This window comes from Rhodococcus sp. SJ-2, from assembly GCF_053750035.1.
Genome location: NZ_CM132340.1, coordinates 5,307,266 through 5,327,454, shown reverse-complemented (window position 1 = coordinate 5,327,454; position 20,189 = coordinate 5,307,266). Strand labels below are relative to the sequence as shown.

21 protein-coding genes are annotated in these 20,189 nt (G+C 66.8%); 13 read left to right on the top strand and 8 right to left on the bottom strand.

Going from position 1 to position 20,189, the window contains the following annotated elements; genetic code table 11:
• Window positions 1-4: 4 nt before the first annotated feature.
• The 5 genes from ACSYG9_RS24885 to ACSYG9_RS24865 all read right to left on the bottom strand — a co-directional run bounded on the left by ACSYG9_RS24885 (window position 5) and on the right by ACSYG9_RS24865 (window position 5,169).
• Window positions 5-1,195, bottom strand: coding sequence for a family 1 glycosylhydrolase (locus ACSYG9_RS24885; RefSeq protein ID WP_440124967.1), 1,191 nt, complete (start codon window positions 1,193-1,195; stop codon window positions 5-7).
• 7 nt (window positions 1,196-1,202) lie between these two features.
• Window positions 1,203-2,324 carry an alpha/beta fold hydrolase gene (locus tag ACSYG9_RS24880; protein WP_440124966.1) on the bottom strand — a complete coding sequence of 374 codons (1,122 nt, stop codon included), beginning with the start codon at window positions 2,322-2,324 and terminating at the stop codon, window positions 1,203-1,205.
• A gap of 66 nt (window positions 2,325-2,390) precedes the next feature.
• Complete coding sequence (locus ACSYG9_RS24875; RefSeq protein ID WP_440124965.1) at window positions 2,391-2,813, bottom strand: hypothetical protein; 423 nt, start codon at window positions 2,811-2,813, stop codon at window positions 2,391-2,393.
• 104 nt (window positions 2,814-2,917) lie between these two features.
• A complete protein-coding gene (locus tag ACSYG9_RS24870; RefSeq protein ID WP_440124964.1) occupies window positions 2,918-4,606 on the bottom strand; it encodes an alpha/beta fold hydrolase in 1,689 nt (562 codons plus the stop codon).
• 176 nt (window positions 4,607-4,782) lie between these two features.
• On the bottom strand, window positions 4,783-5,169 hold the full coding sequence (locus ACSYG9_RS24865; RefSeq protein ID WP_440124963.1) for a helix-turn-helix domain-containing protein: 387 nt from the start codon (window positions 5,167-5,169) through the stop codon (window positions 4,783-4,785).
• Window positions 5,170-5,309: 140 nt separating this feature from the next.
• Between ACSYG9_RS24865 and hisD the strand changes: the two genes are divergently transcribed.
• The 8 genes from hisD (at window position 5,310) to helR (ending at window position 12,960) form a co-directional block, all read left to right on the top strand.
• The gene (gene hisD / locus ACSYG9_RS24860) at window positions 5,310-6,632 is read left to right on the top strand and encodes a histidinol dehydrogenase (protein WP_440124962.1); all 1,323 of its coding nucleotides are present in this window, start codon (window positions 5,310-5,312) and stop codon (window positions 6,630-6,632) included.
• Window positions 6,629-7,759 (top strand): histidinol-phosphate transaminase, encoded by a 1,131-nt coding sequence (locus ACSYG9_RS24855; protein WP_440124961.1) that lies wholly within the window; start codon window positions 6,629-6,631, stop codon window positions 7,757-7,759. Before hisD ends, ACSYG9_RS24855 begins: the two co-directional genes overlap by 4 nt.
• On the top strand, window positions 7,756-8,370 hold the full coding sequence (gene hisB / locus ACSYG9_RS24850) for an imidazoleglycerol-phosphate dehydratase HisB (RefSeq protein WP_440124960.1): 615 nt from the start codon (window positions 7,756-7,758) through the stop codon (window positions 8,368-8,370). The genes ACSYG9_RS24855 and hisB overlap by 4 nt, the downstream gene beginning before the upstream one ends.
• A 3-nt stretch (window positions 8,371-8,373) precedes the next feature.
• Window positions 8,374-8,529, top strand: a complete 156-nt coding sequence (locus tag ACSYG9_RS24845) for a hypothetical protein (RefSeq protein WP_440124959.1) — start codon at window positions 8,374-8,376, stop codon at window positions 8,527-8,529.
• A 31-nt stretch (window positions 8,530-8,560) separates the two neighbouring features.
• Window positions 8,561-9,691 carry an MFS transporter gene (locus ACSYG9_RS24840; protein WP_440127802.1) on the top strand — a complete coding sequence of 377 codons (1,131 nt, stop codon included), beginning with the start codon at window positions 8,561-8,563 and terminating at the stop codon, window positions 9,689-9,691.
• Window positions 9,692-9,701: 10 nt separating this feature from the next.
• Window positions 9,702-10,337: an imidazole glycerol phosphate synthase subunit HisH gene (hisH, locus tag ACSYG9_RS24835; protein WP_440124958.1), complete on the top strand. Its 636-nt coding sequence runs from the start codon at window positions 9,702-9,704 to the stop codon at window positions 10,335-10,337.
• Window positions 10,334-10,585 (top strand): hypothetical protein, encoded by a 252-nt coding sequence (locus ACSYG9_RS24830; protein WP_440124957.1) that lies wholly within the window; start codon window positions 10,334-10,336, stop codon window positions 10,583-10,585. Before hisH ends, ACSYG9_RS24830 begins: the two co-directional genes overlap by 4 nt.
• Before the next feature lie 161 nt (window positions 10,586-10,746).
• Window positions 10,747-12,960: an RNA polymerase recycling motor ATPase HelR gene (gene helR, locus ACSYG9_RS24825; RefSeq protein ID WP_454840344.1), complete on the top strand. Its 2,214-nt coding sequence runs from the start codon at window positions 10,747-10,749 to the stop codon at window positions 12,958-12,960.
• Window positions 12,961-12,979: 19 nt separating this feature from the next.
• Here helR and ACSYG9_RS24820 read toward each other — a convergent pair whose 3' ends face one another.
• The 3 genes from ACSYG9_RS24820 to ACSYG9_RS24810 are packed head-to-tail and all read right to left on the bottom strand — an operon-like array spanning window position 12,980 to window position 14,879.
• Window positions 12,980-13,417 carry a MaoC/PaaZ C-terminal domain-containing protein gene (locus ACSYG9_RS24820; RefSeq protein WP_440124955.1) on the bottom strand — a complete coding sequence of 146 codons (438 nt, stop codon included), beginning with the start codon at window positions 13,415-13,417 and terminating at the stop codon, window positions 12,980-12,982.
• Window positions 13,414-13,860: an FAS1-like dehydratase domain-containing protein gene (locus tag ACSYG9_RS24815; RefSeq protein ID WP_440124954.1), complete on the bottom strand. Its 447-nt coding sequence runs from the start codon at window positions 13,858-13,860 to the stop codon at window positions 13,414-13,416. Before ACSYG9_RS24815 ends, ACSYG9_RS24820 begins: the two co-directional genes overlap by 4 nt.
• Window positions 13,848-14,879, bottom strand: coding sequence for a WYL domain-containing protein (locus ACSYG9_RS24810; protein WP_440124953.1), 1,032 nt, complete (start codon window positions 14,877-14,879; stop codon window positions 13,848-13,850). The genes ACSYG9_RS24815 and ACSYG9_RS24810 overlap by 13 nt, the downstream gene beginning before the upstream one ends.
• A 61-nt stretch (window positions 14,880-14,940) precedes the next feature.
• On the opposite strand from ACSYG9_RS24810, the gene ACSYG9_RS24805 reads away from it, so the two are divergent.
• From ACSYG9_RS24805 to hisI, 5 genes are all read left to right on the top strand, one after another.
• A complete protein-coding gene (locus ACSYG9_RS24805) occupies window positions 14,941-17,187 on the top strand; it encodes an ATP-binding cassette domain-containing protein (protein WP_440124952.1) in 2,247 nt (748 codons plus the stop codon).
• 110 nt (window positions 17,188-17,297) lie between these two features.
• Window positions 17,298-18,032: a bifunctional 1-(5-phosphoribosyl)-5-((5-phosphoribosylamino)methylideneamino)imidazole-4-carboxamide isomerase/phosphoribosylanthranilate isomerase PriA gene (priA, locus tag ACSYG9_RS24800; protein WP_440124951.1), complete on the top strand. Its 735-nt coding sequence runs from the start codon at window positions 17,298-17,300 to the stop codon at window positions 18,030-18,032.
• A gap of 5 nt (window positions 18,033-18,037) precedes the next feature.
• Window positions 18,038-18,865 carry an inositol monophosphatase family protein gene (locus ACSYG9_RS24795; protein WP_440124950.1) on the top strand — a complete coding sequence of 276 codons (828 nt, stop codon included), beginning with the start codon at window positions 18,038-18,040 and terminating at the stop codon, window positions 18,863-18,865.
• Window positions 18,862-19,635, top strand: coding sequence for an imidazole glycerol phosphate synthase subunit HisF (gene hisF / locus ACSYG9_RS24790; protein WP_454840341.1), 774 nt, complete (start codon window positions 18,862-18,864; stop codon window positions 19,633-19,635). The genes ACSYG9_RS24795 and hisF overlap by 4 nt, the downstream gene beginning before the upstream one ends.
• Complete coding sequence (gene hisI, locus ACSYG9_RS24785) at window positions 19,632-19,973, top strand: phosphoribosyl-AMP cyclohydrolase (protein WP_440124948.1); 342 nt, start codon at window positions 19,632-19,634, stop codon at window positions 19,971-19,973. The genes hisF and hisI overlap by 4 nt, the downstream gene beginning before the upstream one ends.
• Window positions 19,974-20,189: the final 216 nt, after the last annotated feature.

The window sequence follows — 20,189 nt, the reverse complement described above, 5'->3', positions numbered from 1 at the left end:
CGCGCTACGGGAAGGGAGTCTCGGCGATGATCGTCCTGTAGGTTTCGACGGCGTCGGTCGGTCGGCGGGTGAGGCTCGGATCGCTCTGTACATCGACGGTGTACAGGCCGAATCGCTGTGTGTAGGTTCCCCACTCGTAGTTGTCGGTGAGAGACCAGTAGTTGTATCCGAACACCGGGGCGCCGTCGGCGATTGCGCGGCCCATCGCGTCGACGTGTTCACGCAGGTGTCGCGATCGGGTCCAGCCGTCGGTCCTCGGGGCGCCGTCGGCGGTCGCCATCCCGTTCTCCACGACATACAGCGGGACACCCGGGTAGCGGCGGGTGTAGTCCATGAGGGCGTCGTACATGCCCTGAGGGTGCGGCACCACCGACGAGTAGTCGCCGACTGCAGCATGGACCGCCGTAGGATTCTGCGCCGACACCCCGTAGTAGTAGTCGATGCCGACGTAGTCGAGGTCGGTGCGCACTCGATCGAGAAACCACGTGTCGAGATACGGCTGTGCGCCAGGGATGTACGCGGCATTCGAGGTCACCCACGCATCCGGATCCGCACGGTGGATCGCTGCGTACGCGCCGCGGTGAGCATCGACCAGTCGATCGAACATCGTCGGCACGTCGCGCGGTGCGAGACCGCCGTTCGCCACCTCTTGCCACACGTACTGGCTCGGCTCGTTGAACGTCACCCACAGGGCATCTGCGTCGGCGTAGCGTTCGGCGACCTTCTCTGCATGGACACCCCACGCGCGCACCGTGTCCGGATCCGCCCAGCCGCCGCGGTCGGCGATCCAGCCGGGATACACCCAGTGATCGAGTGTGAGCATCGGCCTCATGCCGTGGGCTCGGATCGTTTCCACCACGTCGTCGTAGTAGGCGAGTTCCGTCTCGTCCCAGCCGTGCGGGGTGGGTTGGATGCGAGCCCACTCCACGGAGATCCGGTAGACGTCCACGCCGAGTTCCGCGGCACGGGCGATGTCCTCACGGTAGCGGTACCGGAAATCGACGGCCGACCCGACCGGATCGTGGTGTGAGTCGTTCGAGTACCGCAGCCAGTTGCTGTCGGGTGGGTAGCCTTCGGTCTGGAACCCGGAACTCGCCACGCCCCAGAGAAATTCGTTCGTCTGAGAATGGGCGAGTGGGGCATGTGGAATGCCGAGTACTGCGATGAGAGCGAGTACCGCGAGGAACGCTCTCATCGCCGTGTCACGAGATCGCGGCGAGCGATCGGGCGAACGGAGTCCATACGTCCGCCAGGGACCGCCGCCCGATGAACAGCCCGATGTGGCCGGTGTCGACGATCGTCGTCACGATCTCCGACGGCGGGGTGGATACCTGCTTCGCCAGCGCGGTCACCTGCACCGGAGTTGCCATCGGATCGGCGTTGCCTGCGATCAGTCGCAGCGGGCACTCGATCGCCGCGAGATCCACGGTGCGTCCCTCTGCCACGAGCGTGCCTGCGATCAGTTCGTTCCCTACGAACAGGCGACGCATGATCCATTCGCGGAACGTGGCGGGAACCTCCTGACGCCACGCGAACCAGCGCCGCTCGGTCTCCATGCGTGAGACTTCGTCGGGGTCGTCGAGGGCTCCGAGCAGGGCCAATGCACGCTCGATCTCGCCGACCGGGTCGGTGGACTGCACACCGGCGGCGCGTGCGGTCCCGTAGAAGAAGTCGACCACGGACGCCGCAGCGCCGGCCGGAGCCTGCGCGAGCGCGGCGAGCGCAGGTTGCTCGGCGTGGAAATCGATGGGGGAGCCGGCGACGGTGAGGGTGCGCACCGCCTCAGGGTGGAGCGCCGCGTAGATCGTGCCGAGCCACCCGCCCTGGCTGTCGCCGACGATGTTCACCAGTCCGCCGAGGTGGGCGACGGCGTCGGCTACCACGGCCAGGTGCTCGTCGATCGAGGCGAAATCCGTACCGGCATTCGCCGGTGTCCAGTCGAGGCAGTACAGGCGGGTGAGGCCTCCGGCGCGCAGTGCTTCGACCTGACTTCGGCCGGGTGTGTGGTCGACGATGCACGAGTGGGTGCCGGCCTGAGGTGGCAGTAACAGTGTGGGCACCGATTCCCGGTCGACGGCATCGCGATCGCTGCAGTCACGTAGAGCCGCGAGCGGCGACCGCCGGGCGACGGGCCACGCGTGTGCCCAGGTCGGCGGGGTGTTGTCGGTCAGAGCTCCGTAGTAGCGGCCGATGTCCGATGCGATGGTCCACGGTGTGGGTCCGCGGCGTGCGAGTCCGAGGAGGTACGAGCTCCAACCGGCGATCGCCGCGGCCCCGATACGTATCGGGGCCGCGGCGATCTGTGTATGCGTCACCGGAGCCATGTACCGCACCGTAGAGCGCCGATCGGGCGCATGGGCGCGATTGCGGTCCGCAAGTGGGATCGTGTCCTACTTGAGAAGGTCGCGTGCCGTGCTGGTGACCGTGCTGGTGAGCTCACGGGCGAAGGAGACCTGCGCCTTGGTGATGTCGGCGACCCACTCGACGGGGGTGGCCTCGGCGAACTTCTCCTGCAGGTCGAGGAGGCTCGTGACGGCCTTCTCGTAGGTGTCGACACCGAGGTTGCCGCTCTGCTTGGCAGCCTCGACGAACTTGCTGTTGAACTCGTTGACGCGCTCGGTGGTCTCGTCGACGACCTTGGTGAAGTCGGCGGCGGCCTTGTCGGCTGCGGCGGTGGCGCTCTCGGTGAGCTTCTCGGCGGTCTTCTGTGCCGTCGCGGCGGCGTCGGTCGCAGCCTTGCTGGCGGCGTCGGTCGCCTTCGCTGCGGCGTCGTTGGCCTTGGCGGCGGGGATGGGCTTGGCGGGAGCAGTCATGGTGTTTCCCTTCGTGGAGCGCGGGGTGGAGCGCTGTAGCAGGTCGGTGCGCCGCGATCGACGCTGTTAGCAGGTTAGCAGAATGAATGCTAACGCGCAACGGGTCAGCTGAAGACGTACGTCCCGGGTGCATCGTCGAGGACGGGATGCTCCTTGCTTCCCATGGATGGAGGTGCAACCAGGGTGCCTGCGCGCTTGGTCGACCACACCGTCCAGTCCTCCCACCACGATGCGGCCGCGTGGCGAGTGGCCTTCTCATGCCACGACTTCGGATCCGAGGGAAGTGCGACCGGTTCGTCGTCCGGGGCACCGACAGCCTCGAACCAGGCCTTCGGATTGGGCGGATTGACCGCGCCTGCAACGTGTCCGCCGCTCGTGAGTACGTACCGCACATCGCCACCGAGCAGGTTCACGGCCTTGTACGACGACGTCCACGGCACGATATGGTCGTTGATCGCACCCACGATGTACGTGTCGCAGGTGACATCCGACAGATCGAGGACGGACCCGTCCAGCTCGTACTTCTTCTCGGCGAGTTCGTTGCGCCCGTAGAGGGTTCGCAAATAATGCGAGTGCATCGTCGCGGGCATGCGAGTGCTGTCTTCGTTCCACGCGAGGATGTCGAATGCCGCAGGCTTCTCGCCCTTCATCCACCGGGACACCCAGTAGTTGAAGATCAGGTCCTTCGCGCGGATCATGTCGAAGGTGCCGCCCATCTCCGACCCGGACAGGAATCCCTGCCTGCTCATGCGGAATTCGACCTTGTCGAGAGTCGCAGGATCGGTCAGCAGGGCGAGTTCGCCGACCTCGCTGTAGTCGAGAAGAGTGTTGAGCATCGTGAACGCGCTGATCCGCTTGTCGCCGATCGCGCCCATCTTCGCCGCGGCCATCGCCGCTACCGCCCCCCCGAGGCAGATCGAGAGCACCTCGATCCGCGAGGCGCCGGTGATCTCCTCGACGACGTCCAGGGCGGTGGCGATGCCCAGCCGGTAGTAGTCGTCCATCGTGATGTCCTGCATCGTCTCGTCCGGGTTGCGGTACGAGATCATGAACACCGTGCGATTGCGCTGGATCGCCCACTCTGCCAGGCTGCGCCCAGGCGCGAGGTCGAGGATGTAGTACTTGTTGATCCATGGCGGCGCTGCCAGGATCGGGATCTCATGGACCTTCTCGGTCTGCGGTGCGTACTGGATCACTTCGATCAGATCGTTGCGGAACACGACTTTGCCCGCGGTGGCTGCCATGTTCTCGCCGAGGGTGAACGCCCCACGATCCACCTTCAGTGGAATTCCCTTGCGATGCACCAGATCATCCACGGCAAACTTCGCCCCGCGGAACAGGCTTGCGCCACCGGTGTCGAGTGCGCGCACGAGCACACCGGGATTGATCAGGAAGTTCGACGGTGCCAGCGCATCGAACATCAGATTCGCGAACTGGCGTGCCTTGGCGTCGGCCAGTGCATCACCCTCGCCTGCGTCGACGAGGTCTTCGACGTATTCGCGGGTGGCGAGGTAGCTCTGCAGCAACGAGAAGTACGCGGGATTCTCTTTCCAGGCCGCATCGGAGAAGCGTCGATCCTTCGGGTCCGGCGGCACCGGGGCCTGGGGCTCGCTCGCATTCCACACGCGGGTCGCCGCCGCCGGGATATGCGCGAGACGGTTGGCGTACTCCGTGGTTGCGTCGGCGATCGCACGCGGATTCTTCGCGGCGCGGCCGGCGACGGACGCGACCGCCGGCCCCCACCCGATGGGATCGAGCGACGACGAGATCTTCTTCTGCAGATTGTTGAGCACCGGGGCAACTCCAGAACTGGGTCGGTTGTTACCTCGAGGCTGACACCTCCGCGGCGGCCGCGCACCTTACCGCAAGGTACATGCCGAGTGCACGTTGGGGTCGGCACGGCCCATACCGTCCTGACCTGCCGCCCAACCGTGAGCGAAAGCCCTGACCTGCACAAATGTGAATCTGCTCACTCGGAGTCGGAGTTCGCCGATCCGCCACCGCGTCGTCGCTTTGCAACCGTGACCTCCCGGAACGCGTCGTACATCTCTTCGAGGGACCGCCGCTGGGCATTGGTCAGATCCGGATCCTCGCGAAGTGCCTTGGTCACCGCCGACTCTCCGTCTGTGTCCGGCGTCACCTGCGACACCAGTGCATCCGCCGACATGTGCAACTGTTCGGCAATCGCATGGAGGACGCGATCGCTCGGCGCCCGCAGGTTTCGTTCGATCTGCGACAGATACGGATTCGAGATGCCCACCATCGACGCCAATTGGCGCATCGGGAGTTCCGCGAGTTCACGCTGGCGTCGGATGAGTTCGCCCAGAGTGGTCGGGCGCTCGTCGTCCTGGTTCATTCCGCCAGCATAAGGTCGGTGCGGAAACGAACCGGCCGGTCGGGTGACCCACTCGCGCGGGCGCCGCACCCGCGTGTGCTCTATCTACTGTCTATGCGGATAATAGACAGTGCTCCCTGATCAGCGAGAGAGGACACCTCATGCTTGCCCGCACCGACCTGCGCGGTCGTACTCCCACCACTGCGGAGCTGAGGGGCGCACTGCCCCGCGGCGGAGTGGACGTGGACGCGGTGCTGCATCACGTTCGTCCCGTTGTCGAGGACATCCGCGACCGCGGCGCCGACGCCGCACTCGACTACTGCGAGAAGTTCGACGGAGTGCGCCCCGACAGCGTCCGCGTACCCGAGGCCGAGCTGGAACGGGCCCTCGCCGAGATCGATCCCGCGGTACGCGCGGCCCTCGAGGTTGCCATCGAACGCACCCGTAAGGTGCACGCCGACCAGCGACGCGCCGACACCGTCACCGAGGTGGTGCCGGGTGGCACCGTCACTGAACGCTGGGTGCCGGTCGACCGGGTCGGGCTGTACGTACCCGGCGGAAACGCCGTGTACCCGTCGTCCGTCGTTATGAACGTCGTCCCCGCGCAGGCTGCGGGCGTCGAATCGCTCGTGATCGCGTCGCCGCCGCAGAAGAACTTCGGCGGCCTGCCCCACCCGACCATCCTCGCGGCGGCCGCACTGCTCGGCGTCGACGAGGTCTGGGCCGTCGGCGGCGGTCAGGGCATCGCATTGCTGTCCTACGGCGGCACCGACACCGACGGCGCCGAACTCGCGCCCGTCGACATGATCACCGGCCCCGGCAACATCTACGTCACCGCCGCCAAGCGACTATGCCGCTCCGTGGTCGGCATCGATGCCGAGGCGGGCCCCACCGAGATCGCGATCCTCGCCGACCACACGGCCGACGCCGTGCACGTCGCAGCCGACATGATCAGCCAGGCCGAGCACGACGTCATGGCCGCGTCCGTGCTGGTGACCACGAGCCCCGAGCTCGCTGACGCCGTAGACGTTGCGCTCGCCGCACAGCTCGAACTCACGAAGCACCGCGAACGTGTCGCCACCGCACTGTCCGGAAGCCAGTCCGGCATCGTGCTGGTCGACGACATCGCGCAGGGCCTGAACGTGGTCAACGCCTACGCGGCCGAACACCTCGAGATCCAGACGGAGAACGCGTCGGACGTCGCCGCGCAGGTCCGGGCCGCCGGAGCGATCTTCGTCGGCCCGTGGGCCCCGGTCTCACTCGGCGACTACTGCGCCGGCTCGAACCATGTACTGCCCACGGCCGGGTGCGCGCGGCACCAGTCCGGGCTGAGCGTGCAGACGTTCCTACGCGGAATCCACGTCGTCGAGTACGACGAGGCGGCTCTGAAAGACGTGTCCGGCCACGTGATCACCCTCGCGAACGCCGAGGACCTGCCCGCACACGGCGAGGCCGTGCGACTGCGCTTCGAGGCTCTCAAGTGAGCGCGGCGATCCCGGGCGGCGCAATCACACTCGACGATCTGCCGCTGCGCGAGAACCTGCGTGGTAAATCGCCGTACGGTGCTCCGCAGCTGACGGTGCCGGTCCAGCTCAACACGAACGAGAACCCGCACCCGCCGACGAAGGCACTCGTCGACGACGTCGCAGAATCGGTTCGTGAGGCAGCGACACAACTGCACCGCTATCCCGACCGCGACGCCGTCGCCCTGCGCACCGATCTCGCCGCGTACCTCACTCGGCAGACCGGTATCACGGTGGGTCTCGAGAATGTCTGGGCGGCAAACGGATCCAACGAGGTGCTGCAGCAGATCCTGCAGGCGTTCGGCGGACCGGGCCGCAGCGCAATGGGGTTCGTGCCGTCGTATTCGATGCACCCGATCATCGCTGACGGAACACAAACCGAATGGCTGCCCACCTACCGGCGCGACGACTTCACCCTCGACATCGAGGCCTCCGTCACCGCGATCCGCGACCGGCAGCCCGACGTCGTGTTCGTCACGAGCCCCAACAATCCGACGGGCCACAGCATCCCGCTCGACGAGCTGCGCCCGATCCTCGACGCCGCCCCGGGCATCGTGATCGTCGACGAGGCATATGCCGAGTTCTCCGCCGTGCCGAGTGCGCTGGCGCTGATCGACGAGTACCCGGCGAAGATCATCGTCTCGCGAACCATGAGCAAGGCCTTTGCCTTCGCCGGTGGTCGGCTCGGCTACCTCGCGGCGGCCCCGGCGGTGATCGACGCGTTGCTGCTGGTTCGCCTGCCGTACCACCTTTCGGTGATCACACAGGCCGCCGCCCGGGCGGCATTACGGCACGCCGACGCCACGCTCGGGTCCGTCGCCGAACTGGCTGCGCAACGTGACCGCGTCGCAGCCGAACTCGCCCGGTTCGGATACGACGTGATCCCGTCCGATTCCAACTTCATCCTGTTCGGCCGTTTCGCAGACGCCGCCACCACATGGCAGCGGTACCTCGACCACGGCGTCCTGATCCGGGACGTCGGCATCCCGGGGTACTTGCGCACCACAATCGGACTCGCACACGAGAACGACGAACTTCTGCGGGTCAGTGAGATACTCGCCGCAACCGAAATCGAGGTAACCCGATGAGCGACCGCATCGCCAAGGTCGAACGCACCACGAGAGAATCGAGCATCACCGTCGAGGTGAACCTCGACGGCAGCGGACGCACCGACATCGCGACGGGAATTCCGTTCTACGACCACATGCTCACCGCGCTCGGTCAGCACGGCTCGTTCGACCTGACCGTGCACGCCAAGGGCGACGTCGAGATCGAAGCGCATCACACCGTCGAGGACACCGCGATCGTGCTGGGCCAGGCCTTCAACGAGGCTCTCGGCGAGAAGCGTGGTATCCGTCGGTTCGGCGACTGCTTCATTCCGATGGACGAGACCCTTGCGCACGCGTCCGTCGACGTCTCCGGACGACCGTACTGCGTGTTCACCGGCGAACCCGACTACATGGTGCATTCGGTGATCGGCGGCTACCCGGGCGTGCCCTACTCGACCGTCATCAACCGGCACGTGTTCGAATCCTTCGCATTCCACGCGCGCATCGCATTACACGTGCGCGTGCTCTACGGCCGCGATCCGCATCACATCACCGAGGCCGAGTTCAAGGCTGTTGCACGCGCACTGCGTGAGGCCGTCGAACCGGATCCCCGCGTAACCGGTGTGCCGTCGACCAAGGGCAGTCTGTAAGCGATGGATGTTGTCCTCACCTACGCCTGTTTCCTCGCCGCGGGGATCACGGCCGGCGGCACCTGGTCGATGTGGAAGTCCCGGAATCTCCTGTTCGCCGGGGTTCTCCTCGCAATCACGGTGCTTGCCGTGATCGCGGGTGTGCTCAGGTTGGTCTGACGTGACGCAGGACGGTCCGGCACTGCTTCGCGTGCGCGGGCTCCCTGCGGCGTGGATACTGGCTGCCGCAGCGTTCGGCGGATTCTCCCTGCTGCTGCCCGTCGTCCCCTGGGCCATCGCCGAAGCCGGCGGATCCGACACGCTCGCCGGGTCGGTGACGGCGGTGTTCATGCTCACCACGGTTCTCACTCAGATCGCCATGCCGCGACTGATGCGGACGTACGGTCACCGTGCCACGCTCATCGCCGGCTGCCTGCTGCTCGGTCCGCCGTCGTTGCTGTTTCTCCTGTCGGTGGCTCCGGCCGCTGTCCTCGGGATCTCCGCGGTGCGCGGGATCGGATTCGGCATGATCACCGTCGCGGCGTCCGCACTCGTGGGCGAACTCGCCCCTCCACGCCTGCTCGGCCGGGCGACGGGGGCGCTCGGTGTCGGGATCGCTGCGTCGCAGATGATCGGCCTGCCCGCCGGCCTGGCGATCGCCGAACGTTACTCCACCACACCGGTGTTCCTCCTCGGGGCGATCGTCACTTCGGCCGCTCTCATCGCGGCGTTCCGGCTACCGCAGACACCGAAGCGCGCTGCCACGCCGAGCGGCCGCATCCCGCTGCGGGTGCTGCTGTTTCCCATGGTTGCGGTCGGAGCGGGGGCCATCGCCTACGGCGGACTGACCTCACTCCTGCGCATTGCCGTCGCCGATCTCCCCGTCCCGACCGCGCTGGCCGTGCTCAGCGCGTCCACGCTCGTCGGACGTTTCGGCGCGGGTGCCCTCGCCGACCGCTTCGGTGCGGGCAGGATGCTGCCCGTCGGCCTCGGTCTCGCCGCCGTGGCGATGGTGCCGTTCGCTCTCATCGCCGACGACCGAGCGGGCGCAGGCGCCCTGATCGGAGCCTCGGTGTGCTTCGGGCTCGGCTTCGGCATCGTGCAGAACGAGGCACTGCTCGTCGCGTTCCGGCGCGCCGGCTCCGAGCACATCGGATCCGCGAGTGCCGCATGGAACATCGGCTTCGACGCGGGCACCGGCGCCGGATCCTTCGCGCTCGGCGCAGTGGCCGCCGCATCCGGATACCCGGCGGCCTTCGCGGTCGCCGCGCTGCTGGTCCCCACGCTCCCGTTGCTCGCGAGGCTCGCCGGCCCGTCCGAACGTCCCCGTCCCTCCACATAGAATCGACAACATGAGCGCAACCACGGTGGCCGTCCTCGACTACGGCTCGGGAAATCTCCACTCCGCGACCCGGGCTCTGGCCCGCACCGGCGCGCACGTCGAGGTCACTTCCGATCCCAAGGTCGCGCTCGCCGCGGACGGTCTCGTCGTCCCCGGCGTCGGCGCATTCGACGCCTGCATGCGGGGCCTGCGCAGCGTAGGCGGCGAGAAGATCATCGGTACCCGGCTGGCCGGGGGACGCCCGGTACTCGGCATCTGCGTCGGCATGCAGATCCTGTTCGAGAAAGGCGTCGAACACGGCATCGAGACCGAAGGCTGCGGCGAATGGCCCGGTACCGTCGAGCGTCTCGACGCTCCCGTTCTGCCCCACATGGGCTGGAACACCGTCGAGGGGGCGAAGGACTCCGTCTTGTTCGCTGGAATGGACGCCGACACGCGTTTCTACTTCGTCCACACCTACGCGGCGCAGACGTGGGAACTGCCCGAACCCGAACGACTCGCACCGCCCCGCCTGACCTGGGCCGAGCACGGCAGCAGGTTCCTCGCCGCGGTCGAGAACGGTCCGCTCTCGGCGACGCAGTTCCACCCGGAGAAGTCCGGTGACGCGGGCGCCGTGCTGCTGCGCAACTGGGTGGGCTCCTTGTGACCACGCCCGACGAGGGGGAGCGGCCGGACGAGCCGACCGGAGACCTTTCGCTCGGCAAGCTCGCGATGTCCTCGCTCGGCGCGGCCGCAGCGGTGCTGCTCGTCGCTGCCCTTGTCATCGTGTTGCTGAAGCCGGAACCGGTGATCGGTCTGATGGTGGCCCTCGTCGGAGTGGTCGGCGCGATTGCTGTGATGGGGATCGTGTCGAAGCGGATGACGCGGAAAGCGTTCGGTCCGGAAAAGAAATAGGACGTTGCACGGGGCAATTCCCACTGCTACGTCCTTCCCTCTCCAAGATATATCTCACTCGGGGGCTTGCGGCAAGACCCCCGGTGTACCCCAGAATCATCCTCCTGGCCGGATCCGTGCACGTCACGGTTGTGCCCGGCCGGGAGAGGGGAAACATCGTCATGACGCTCGACGACATACACACGACTCGACACGAACAGCAGGAGAGGCACGAGAAGGAGCTGAACTCCGAACGGCGGTACGTGGCACGGCTCCACGCACAGCTGGATTCGGAACGGGCCGACGCATCGGCACGATACGAGGCGGCGCTGCGTGACAGCGGGTACTCACCGATGGAACGCGACGTCGAGGTACGCTCGCAGGCCCGGGCGATCGCACGATTGGACGTGGCAGACGCCGGACTGTGCTTCGGCCGGTTGGACGCAGCGTCAGGCGAGCGCTCGTACATCGGCAGGATCGGGCTCCTCGACGAGGCAAACGACTACGAGTCGTTGCTGCTCGACTGGCGGGCGCCGGCTGCACGTCCGTTCTACGTGGCAACCGCGGCGAATTCCGAGGGCATGCGTCGACGCCGCCAGTTCCACACCCGTGGACGGGAGATCGTCGACTTCACCGATGAATCGCTCGGGCGTCCGTCGGACGACGACACCGGGGACTCGGCGCTGCTTGCCGCGGTGACCGCGCCGCGCGGCGAGGGAATGCGCGACATCGTGGCGACGATCCAGGCCGAACAGGACGCGATCATCCGACTCGACCACCCGGGCGTACTCGTCATCGAGGGAGGGCCGGGCACCGGCAAGACGGTGGTGGCGCTGCATCGTGTGGCCTACTTGCTCTACACCCAGCGCGAACGGATGGAACGCCACGGCGTGCTCGTCGTCGGACCCAACCCGGAGTTCCTGCGGCACATCGGGCACGTGCTGCCGTCGCTCGGTGAGACCGACGTGGTGTTCGCGACCACGGGAGACCTGGTTCCCGGACTGCACGTCACCGCAGAGGACGCGCCGGACGTGGCGCGGCTCAAGGGATCGTCGACAATTCTCGACGTGCTCGCCGCAGCGATCACCGACATACAACGGCAACCGCACGACCCGATCATGATCGAGTTGACCGACGTCACGGTGCGGATCGACGCCGACACCACCGAATGGGCGATCGACGAAGCGCGGGCGAGCGGCCTGCCGCACAACGAGGCACGCGCGGTCTTCACCGAGATCATCACGTGGGTACTCACCGAACGGGCCATCGCACGGATCGGCCGCGGATGGCTGGACCGGTCTGACAAGCAGGCATGGGAGGACATGCGCTCGGATCTGAGCGTCGAACTCGAAGAGCACGAACGGTTTACGGCCGCGTTGGACGAACTCTGGCCGATCGTCACGCCGGAGGAGTTGTTGGCGCAGCTCTACACGTCGGAGGCACGGCTCCGCGCAGCCGGTGCCGATCAGGCGCTGTGGCGCGCCGACGGCCACGCGTGGACGGTCTCCGACGTGCCGCTGCTCGACGAACTCGTCGATCTCCTCGGACGCGCCGGCCCCGTCGATGACACCGCGGAACGCGAACTCGCGGCCGAGGCCGACTACGCAGCGGGAGTGCTGGACGTCCTGGTGAACCGTGAAGACCACATGGACGACGAAGACCACCTGTTCGCGCAGGACATGCTCTACGGCTCCGATCTGGCGGGGCGCTTCACCGAGCGCGACACCCGCGACCTTGCCGAACGCGCGGCAGCGGATCGGGAATGGACCTACCGGCACGTCGTCGTCGACGAAGCGCAGGAACTGTCCGAGATGGATTGGCGGGTGCTGATGCGTCGCTGTCCGGGACGCTCGTTCACAATCGTCGGTGATCTCGCTCAGTGCCGATCGGCGGCGGGAGCGACGTCGTGGAGCGAGATGCTCGAGCCGTACGTCCCTGGACGGTGGGTGTACCGATCGTTGACCGTGAACTACCGGACACCCGCCGAAATCATGACCGTTGCCGCCGGTGTGCTCGCCGAGTTCGCGCCTGGTATCGCACCGCCGGAGTCGGTCCGTGAGGCGGGGGTGGCACCCTGGTCCAGGCTGGTGAGTAGCGACGAACTAGGCGGCGCCGTAGAGGAATTCGTGCGTGTCGAAGCCCTCGAAGAAGGAACGAGCGTCGTGATCGGACCGTCGGACGTCCCCGGCGCGGTCCTGCCCTCGGAGACCAAGGGCCTCGAATTCGACGCGGTCCTCATCGTCGAACCCGAACGGATCCTCGCCGACGGACCGCGCGGGGCAGCGGACTTGTATGTTGCGCTGACCCGTGCCACCCAGCGTCTCGGGGTCCTGCACCGCGCACCGTTGCCAGAGATCCTGTCCGGTCTCATGGACCGCGCCCCGCTCACACAATGAACTTCGACCGAGCCTCGGGTCAGGCCGGGAGCCGGACCTGGGCCTGCGTCTTTCCGAGGACGGTGCGGCCCTCGCAGCTCACCGTGATGTCGATCCGCGCCGTGTGTTCGTCGGGGTCGAGTCGGGCGACCTTGGCGGAGATCGACAGGGTGGCGCCGTCGACCGGATCGACGACAACGGGACGTGTGAACCTCGTCTCGTACGAGATCACCGCGGTGGGATCGCCGATCCAGTCCACCACCGCCTGCAGCGCAAGGCCCGCAGTGAGCATCCCGTGCGCGAGCACCCCCGGAAGACCGACCTCGACAGCTGTGACCTCGTTGTAGTGGATCGGATTCAAATCGACCGATGCGCCCGCATAGCGAACCAGGTCGTCGCGAGTGATCCTCGGTTCGGCCTTGGCGACGACGGCACCGACCTCGAGGTCGCCGAACGCGCGGCGGGTGGGCAGGCTCATGCGTCGCCTCGATGCAGGAAACTCGAGGTCACCGTTGCGACCAGCGCGCCGGTCTCGTCGCAGACCTCGCAGATCGTCGAGAGGAAGGAATTACCCGCGCGCTCGGACACGTCGACGATGGTCAACGTCGTCGACAGCTCGTCGCCTGCGACGATGGGACGGCGGTATTCGATCTTCTCCGAACCGTGGACGACCCGATGCAGCTCGATGCCGGTGCCGGGGGACTCCATCAGCTGGGTCACGGCCGGACCCAGCACCACGGTGCTGAAGGTCGGTGGTGCGACCACATCGGCGAACCCGGCTGCGCGGGATGTCTCGACGTCGTGATGGAGCGGGTTCGTCGAGCGCACGGCGCGGGCGAATTCACGGATCTTCTCGCGGCCGACGAGATAGTTCGTCGGTGGGAATACCCGACCTGCGAGATCAGGGTTCAGTGGTGCCATCCGCCGAGCTTATCGGGCAGCAAGGCCGGGTCGGTGCGGGAATCGTCCGTTGCGGCAGACAATCGCTGCGCGAACAGCCGGCACGAGCGTAGAAGAGCCTCGCTGCCATCGATCCTGAAGTCGGCATCGACGAAGGCGAGGATGAGGACGAGCCACTGCCACGAGTCCACATCGAGGCCGACAGCGGTGCAATCGTCGTTCGCGGAGCGGACCCGGGCTTCCTGGAACTTCAGTGTGTCGGCGACGTGCTCGACCGGCGCGTCGACCAGCAGATCCACCGGTTCCTTGCCTCGGCGAAGGCTATGGCGAAGGTATTCCGACGCAGAGTCGGCAGGCAGATCCCGTATCGGGTAGCGGTGGCCGGTACGGACCGGTTCGTGCAGGCGGTCGACCCGGAAGACGCGCCAGTCCTTGCGGCGGGTGTCCCATGCCAACAGGTACCAGCGCAGGAGGTGGTGGATCTGGCGGTACGGGTCGACGCGTCGCTCGGTGGTGTTACTCGCTGCGTCGACATAACGGAAGGTGATCGTCTCCCGGCGCGTGATGGCCTCGGCGATGGTGCTCAGGTGCTGTGCGGTCACCGTCGGTGCCTGCTGGGGACTGGTCTCCAGTCCGGCACGGATGGCGGTGAGCAGCGGTCGGAGTCGAGTGGGAAGGAACTGGTCGAGTTTGCCGTACGCGCGGGTTGCCGCATCGTCGATGCCGTCTGTCGCCGCATCGTCGATGCCACCTTCCTCGGGCCCCACAGCGGCCAGTGCGGCGAGTGCCAGCAGTGTGGCGACGGCCTCGTCGTCGTCGAGAACGAGCGGTGGCATCGTTCGCCCGGCGGCGAGTCGGTAGAAACCGCCGGGACCGGGCTGCGTCTCGACCGGGTACCCGTACCCGCGGAGGCGGTCGACGTCGCGGCGCAGCGTCCGCGGACTGACTTCGAGCCGGCGTGCGAGTTCGTTGCCACCGATCGCGCGACCGGTCTGCAGGAGGGACAGCAACTCGAGCATCCGTTCCGTCACGTCGGCCATGTCCCGATTCTCCCCGAAAATGCGGTCAGGATCCGACCGCATCCGGTCGTACCGTCGAGGTATGGCAGCAACGCGACACATCACCGTTCGCAGGGCACACACCAACAACCTGGCCGACCTCGACCTCGACATCCCGCGCCACCGGCTGGTCGTCGTCGTCGGGGTGTCCGGCTCGGGTAAATCCTCCCTGGTGTTCGACACGATCGCCGCCGAAGCGGGATATCAGCTGGGCGAGACGTTCCCGCCGTTCACCAGGAACCGACTGCCGAAATGGGCCCGGCCCGCCGCCGAACACATCGCAGGCCTGACCCCGGTGATCGTCATCGATCAGCGCAGGATCGGCGGAAACGCCCGCTCGACCGTCGGCACCATCACCGACACGTGGACCTACCTGCGATTGCTGTACTCGCGCATCGGGACACCTCACGTGGGCGAATCGAATCGCTTCTCGTTCAACGACCCCGCGGGAATGTGCCCCACCTGCTCGGGCCTGGGGGAAGTCGTCGCCAGTGCGGTCGAACGCTTCCTCGAGGTCGACAAGTCGCTCGCCGACGGCGCCATCGTGCTCCCGGGTTTCGGCCACGGCGGGTACTGGTACTCGTTGTACGCCGACATCGGCACGTTCGACGCCCATACCCCGCTGCGGCAGTGGAGCGAGGCCGAACGCGACGCACTCTTGTACGGCGGTGAGGCCGCGGCGAAACTGGGCCGCAGGACGCCGAAGGAGTACGAGGGCGTCGTCCCGCGATTCGAACGCATCTACCTGCACACCTCCGACAATCTGTCCGAACGCAAGCAGGACACCATCCGCCGCTTCACGAGATCGCAGACCTGTCCCGAGTGCGACGGCGACCGGCTGAACAAAGCCGCCCGCACCGCGGTCGTGCTCGGCCGTACCCCCGGCGAGATGTCCCGTCTCGAGATTGCCGAACTCCTCGACCTCGTCCGCACTATCGATTCAGCCCATGTCGCGCCGGTCGTCGCCGCGCTGACGGAACGGCTCGACGCCATGGTGAAGATCGGACTCGGGTACCTGACACTCGCCCGCCCGACCACAAGCCTGTCCGGCGGCGAATCCCAGCGCATCAAGACGGTCCGACATCTCGGATCGAGCCTGACCGAGATGACCTACGTGGTCGACGAACCGACAGTGGGGCTGCACCCGAGCGATGTCGAGTCGATGGTCGAACTGCTCGAACACCTCTGCAGCAGTGGTAACAGCGTGCTGGTCGTCGAACACGATCCCGCGGTGATGGCCCGGGCGGACGAGGTGATCGAGATCGGCCCGGGCGCCGGCGCGGCCGGCGGCCGACTTGTGTTCCAAGGGGCATTCGACGACCTGCGCCGCGCCGATACTCCGACCGGACGTGCCCTGCGTCGACGAGCACTGCCCGAGCGTGCGCCACGGCTCGCGGCCGGGTGCCTCACCGTCGCCGACGCACGACGCAACAATCTGCAGCATCTCACCGTGCAGATCCCCAGGGGCGTGATGACCGTGCTCACCGGCGTTGCGGGATCCGGGAAGTCCAGTCTGGCTACGGAACTCGTCGACCAACACGAGGCAATCGTGATCGACCAGAAGCCCGTGAGCACCAACCGGCGCTCCACCCCGATCACCTACACCGGCATCGCACCCGCAATCCGGAGACTGTTCGCGCGCCGCAACGACGTGCCCTCGGCTCTGTTCAGTGCCAACTCCGACGGCGGGTGCCCGGATTGCAAGGGCACCGGTGTCATCTACACCGATCTCGCGTTCATGGAGGGACAGGAAGTCGTGTGCGAGACGTGCCACGGACGTCGATTCACACCCGAGGTCCTCGCGCACACTGTCGACGGGCTGTCCATCGCGGACGTCGAGGATCTGACCGTCGAGCAGGCCGTTGCCCGGTTGCCCGACAAGGGCATCGCTCGCGCGCTGGAACAGCTCGCGGCGGTCGGCCTGGGCTATCTGCGTCTGGGGCAGTCGTTGAGCACGCTCTCGGGAGGCGAATGCCAGCGAGTCAAGATCGCCAAGGAACTGCGGCAGGTGGAACAGACCACCACCTATGTCCTCGACGAACCGACCACCGGGCTGCACATGAGCGACATCGACGCCTTGCTGCACGTTCTCGACACGCTCGTCGAGCTGGGGAACGATGTGGTGGTTATCGAGCACAACCTCGACGTCGTCCGCCGCGCCGACTGGCTGATCGACCTCGGCCCCGGGCCCGGCCGACACGGCGGGACCGTCCTGTTCCAGGGACACGTGGCCGACTACACGGGATACGACACGCCCACGTGTCGTGCACTGACGGACGCACTCGAATGAGCCCCGGCGCGCACGCGTCGGTGACGTCGGGCCCGGTGGCGGTCTCCGGTGGTTCGATCCCCGCCGAGTCGCTTTCGAGGTTCGACACGACAGGCACTACTGTAGGCGCAGTGAGCCTGGTCCTTTTGCCTGCAGTCGACGTAGCCAACGGTGAAGCAGTTCGCCTCGTCCAGGGAGAGGCGGGCAGCGAAACCGGCTACGGTTCTCCGCGCGACGCCGCCTTCGAATGGCAGAACGCCGGTGCCGAATGGGTGCACATGGTCGACCTCGACGCGGCGTTCGGCCGCGGCGACAACCGTCAACTGATCGCGCAGGTCGTCGGCGAACTCGATGTGAAGGTCGAACTGTCCGGTGGTATCCGTGACGACGCGACCCTCGCAGCGGCCCTTGCGACCGGCTGCGCGCGGGTGAACCTCGGCACCGCCGCCATCGAGAATCCCGAGTGGTGTGCACGGGTCATCGGTGAGCACGGCGACCGCATCGCCGTCGGCCTGGACGTCAAGCTCATGGACGGCGAATGGCGTCTGCGTGGGCGCGGGTGGGTGTCCGACGGCGGCGACCTGTGGGAGACGCTCGAGCGGCTCAACAGCGAGGGTTGTTCCCGGTACGTCGTCACGGACGTGACCAAGGACGGCACCCTCAGCGGGCCCAACCTCGATCTGCTCGGCTCGGTGTGCAACGCCACCGACGCTCCCGTCGTTGCCTCCGGCGGCGTCTCGACCGTCGACGATCTGCGCGCGATCGCCACGCTCGTCGACGAAGGCATCGAGGGCGCGATCATCGGCAAAGCGCTCTACGCAGGCCGCTTCACTCTGCCCGAAGCACTCGACGCGGTTTCACGCTGACGTCGATGGCCGCGAACACGGACCGCGATCACCTCCTCGCTGTTGCGAGCGAGGTGCTCGACGGTGTGTCCGGGCGGTTCGTCACCGGCCATGGAGCACCGCGGTCGGTGGACAAGGGGCGCAACGACTTCGCGACCGACCTCGATCTCGAACTCGAACGCCGCATCAGTGGTGAGCTCGCCGAGCGCACGGGTATCGCTGTGCACGGCGAGGAGTTCGGGGGGCCATCGGCGAGCAGCGGGACAGTGTGGCTGCTCGATCCCATCGACGGCACCGTCAACTATTCGGCCGGACTCCCCACCGCGGGAATCCTGCTGTCGCTCGTCGAGGACGGCGAACCGGTGCTGGGCTTGACATGGATGCCGCTGATCGGCCACAGGTTCTCCGCGGTGGTCGACGGTCCGCTGCTGTTCAACGGTGAGCCTCGCAAGCGCCTCGAACCTCAGCGGCTCGAGGATCACATGATCGCCGTAGGCAGTTTCGACGTCGACAGTCGCGGTCGTGTTCCCGGACGCACCCGGCTGTCCGTCATCACCGAACTGAGTCGCCGGGTCGCGCGGCTGCGGATGCACGGCTCGACAGGTATCGATCTCGCCTACACGGCGGCGGGGGCGCTCGGCGGAGCGGTCGTGTTCGGTCACCATCCGTGGGACAACGCGGCCGGGGTGGCCCTCGTCCGCGCGGCAGGCGGGATCGCCACCGACTTCGAGGGCAAGCCCTGGCGCATCGGAAGCGGATCGGTACTGGCAGCAGCTCCCGGAATCCACGACGAAATATCGGACATTCTGAGATCCGTGAGGACGGAGTCTCGTTCAGAAGGAGAATCCCAATGACGCTCGCCGTGCGAGTGATCCCCTGCCTCGATGTCGACGCCGGACGGGTCGTCAAGGGAGTCAACTTCGAGAACCTGCGCGATGCCGGCGACCCCGTCGAACTTGCCGCCCTCTACGACGCCCAGGGCGCGGACGAACTGACCTTCCTCGATGTCACCGCCTCGAGCGGTGATCGCGGCACGATGCTCGACGTCGTCACCCGTACCGCCGAGCAGGTCTTCATTCCGCTCACAGTCGGCGGCGGTGTCCGCACGGTCGACGACGTCGACCGCCTGTTGCGGGCGGGTGCCGACAAGGTCTCGGTGAATACTGCGGCGATCGCGCGCCCGGAAGTGCTGCGCGAGATGTCCGAGCGATTCGGCTCCCAGTGCATCGTGCTGTCGGTCGACGCCCGCACTGTTCCGGACGGTCAGGAACCCACCCCGTCGGGCTGGGAGGTCACCACCCACGGTGGTCGCCGCGGGACGGGTATCGACGCGGTCCAGTGGGCTCGGCGCGGTGAAGAACTGGGGGTGGGGGAGATCCTGCTCAACTCGATGGACGCCGATGGGACCAAGGCCGGGTTCGATCTGAAGATCATCGAATCCGTTCGTGCGGCGGTGCACGTCCCCGTCATCGCATCCGGCGGCGCCGGTGCGGTAGAGCACTTCGCACCGGCCGTACAGGCGGGTGCGGACGCGGTGCTCGCGGCGAGCGTGTTCCACTTCCGCGAACTCACGATCGGGCAGGTCAAGGACGCGATGCGCGCGGAAGGAATTGTGGTCCGATGAGCAACATCCTGAACCCGGAGATCGCGGCCAGGCTCAAGCGTAACGAGGACGGTCTGTTCGCCGCGGTCGTGCAGGAGAAATCCACCGGGGCGGTCCTGATGATGGCGTGGATGGACGACGAGGCGCTCGCGCGCACGCTCGCCACACGCAAGGCCACTTATTACTCGAGATCGCGCAACCAGTACTGGGTCAAGGGTGAGACATCGGGACACACCCAATACGTGCACGAGGTCCGGCTCGACTGCGATGGTGACACCGTATTGCTCGTCGTCGACCAGGTGGGTGCGGCATGCCATACCGGTACGCACACGTGTTTCGACACCGACGTGCTGCTCTAGCCCGAGAAGAGTACTTCTCCGAAGACGGTGCCCGATTGCCCGCGATGCGGGGTCGGGCACCTTCGTCGTGCGCCGTTCGCGGGCGAAACCTTGTCATTGTTCTGTGATGACGCGTCATGGGCGAGGGGATTTGATCTGTGTGATGTGACACAGAGCAGTGCTGATCGGTGTCTCCGCTCGTCCATGCGGGATCCGGATCCGATGGGGGTGGGCCGG

Excerpts from the sequence above, each read along its gene's own strand:
- ACSYG9_RS24885 (WP_440124967.1), bottom strand. The coding sequence starts at position 1,195 with ATGAGAGCGTTCCTCGCGGTACTCGCTCTCATCGCAGTACTCGGCATT.
- ACSYG9_RS24880 (WP_440124966.1), bottom strand. The coding sequence starts at position 2,324 with ATGGCTCCGGTGACGCATACACAGATCGCCGCGGCCCCGATACGTATC.
- ACSYG9_RS24875 (WP_440124965.1), bottom strand. The coding sequence starts at position 2,813 with ATGACTGCTCCCGCCAAGCCCATCCCCGCCGCCAAGGCCAACGACGCC.
- ACSYG9_RS24865 (WP_440124963.1), bottom strand. The coding sequence starts at position 5,169 with ATGAACCAGGACGACGAGCGCCCGACCACTCTGGGCGAACTCATCCGA.
- hisD (WP_440124962.1), top strand. The coding sequence starts at position 5,310 with ATGCTTGCCCGCACCGACCTGCGCGGTCGTACTCCCACCACTGCGGAG.
- hisB (WP_440124960.1), top strand. The coding sequence starts at position 7,756 with ATGAGCGACCGCATCGCCAAGGTCGAACGCACCACGAGAGAATCGAGC.
- ACSYG9_RS24845 (WP_440124959.1), top strand. The coding sequence starts at position 8,374 with ATGGATGTTGTCCTCACCTACGCCTGTTTCCTCGCCGCGGGGATCACG.
- hisH (WP_440124958.1), top strand. The coding sequence starts at position 9,702 with ATGAGCGCAACCACGGTGGCCGTCCTCGACTACGGCTCGGGAAATCTC.
- helR (WP_454840344.1), top strand. The coding sequence starts at position 10,747 with ATGACGCTCGACGACATACACACGACTCGACACGAACAGCAGGAGAGG.
- ACSYG9_RS24820 (WP_440124955.1), bottom strand. The coding sequence starts at position 13,417 with ATGAGCCTGCCCACCCGCCGCGCGTTCGGCGACCTCGAGGTCGGTGCC.
- ACSYG9_RS24815 (WP_440124954.1), bottom strand. The coding sequence starts at position 13,860 with ATGGCACCACTGAACCCTGATCTCGCAGGTCGGGTATTCCCACCGACG.
- ACSYG9_RS24810 (WP_440124953.1), bottom strand. The coding sequence starts at position 14,879 with ATGGCCGACGTGACGGAACGGATGCTCGAGTTGCTGTCCCTCCTGCAG.
- ACSYG9_RS24805 (WP_440124952.1), top strand. The coding sequence starts at position 14,941 with ATGGCAGCAACGCGACACATCACCGTTCGCAGGGCACACACCAACAAC.
- ACSYG9_RS24795 (WP_440124950.1), top strand. The coding sequence starts at position 18,038 with ATGGCCGCGAACACGGACCGCGATCACCTCCTCGCTGTTGCGAGCGAG.
- hisF (WP_454840341.1), top strand. The coding sequence starts at position 18,862 with ATGACGCTCGCCGTGCGAGTGATCCCCTGCCTCGATGTCGACGCCGGA.
- hisI (WP_440124948.1), top strand. The coding sequence starts at position 19,632 with ATGAGCAACATCCTGAACCCGGAGATCGCGGCCAGGCTCAAGCGTAAC.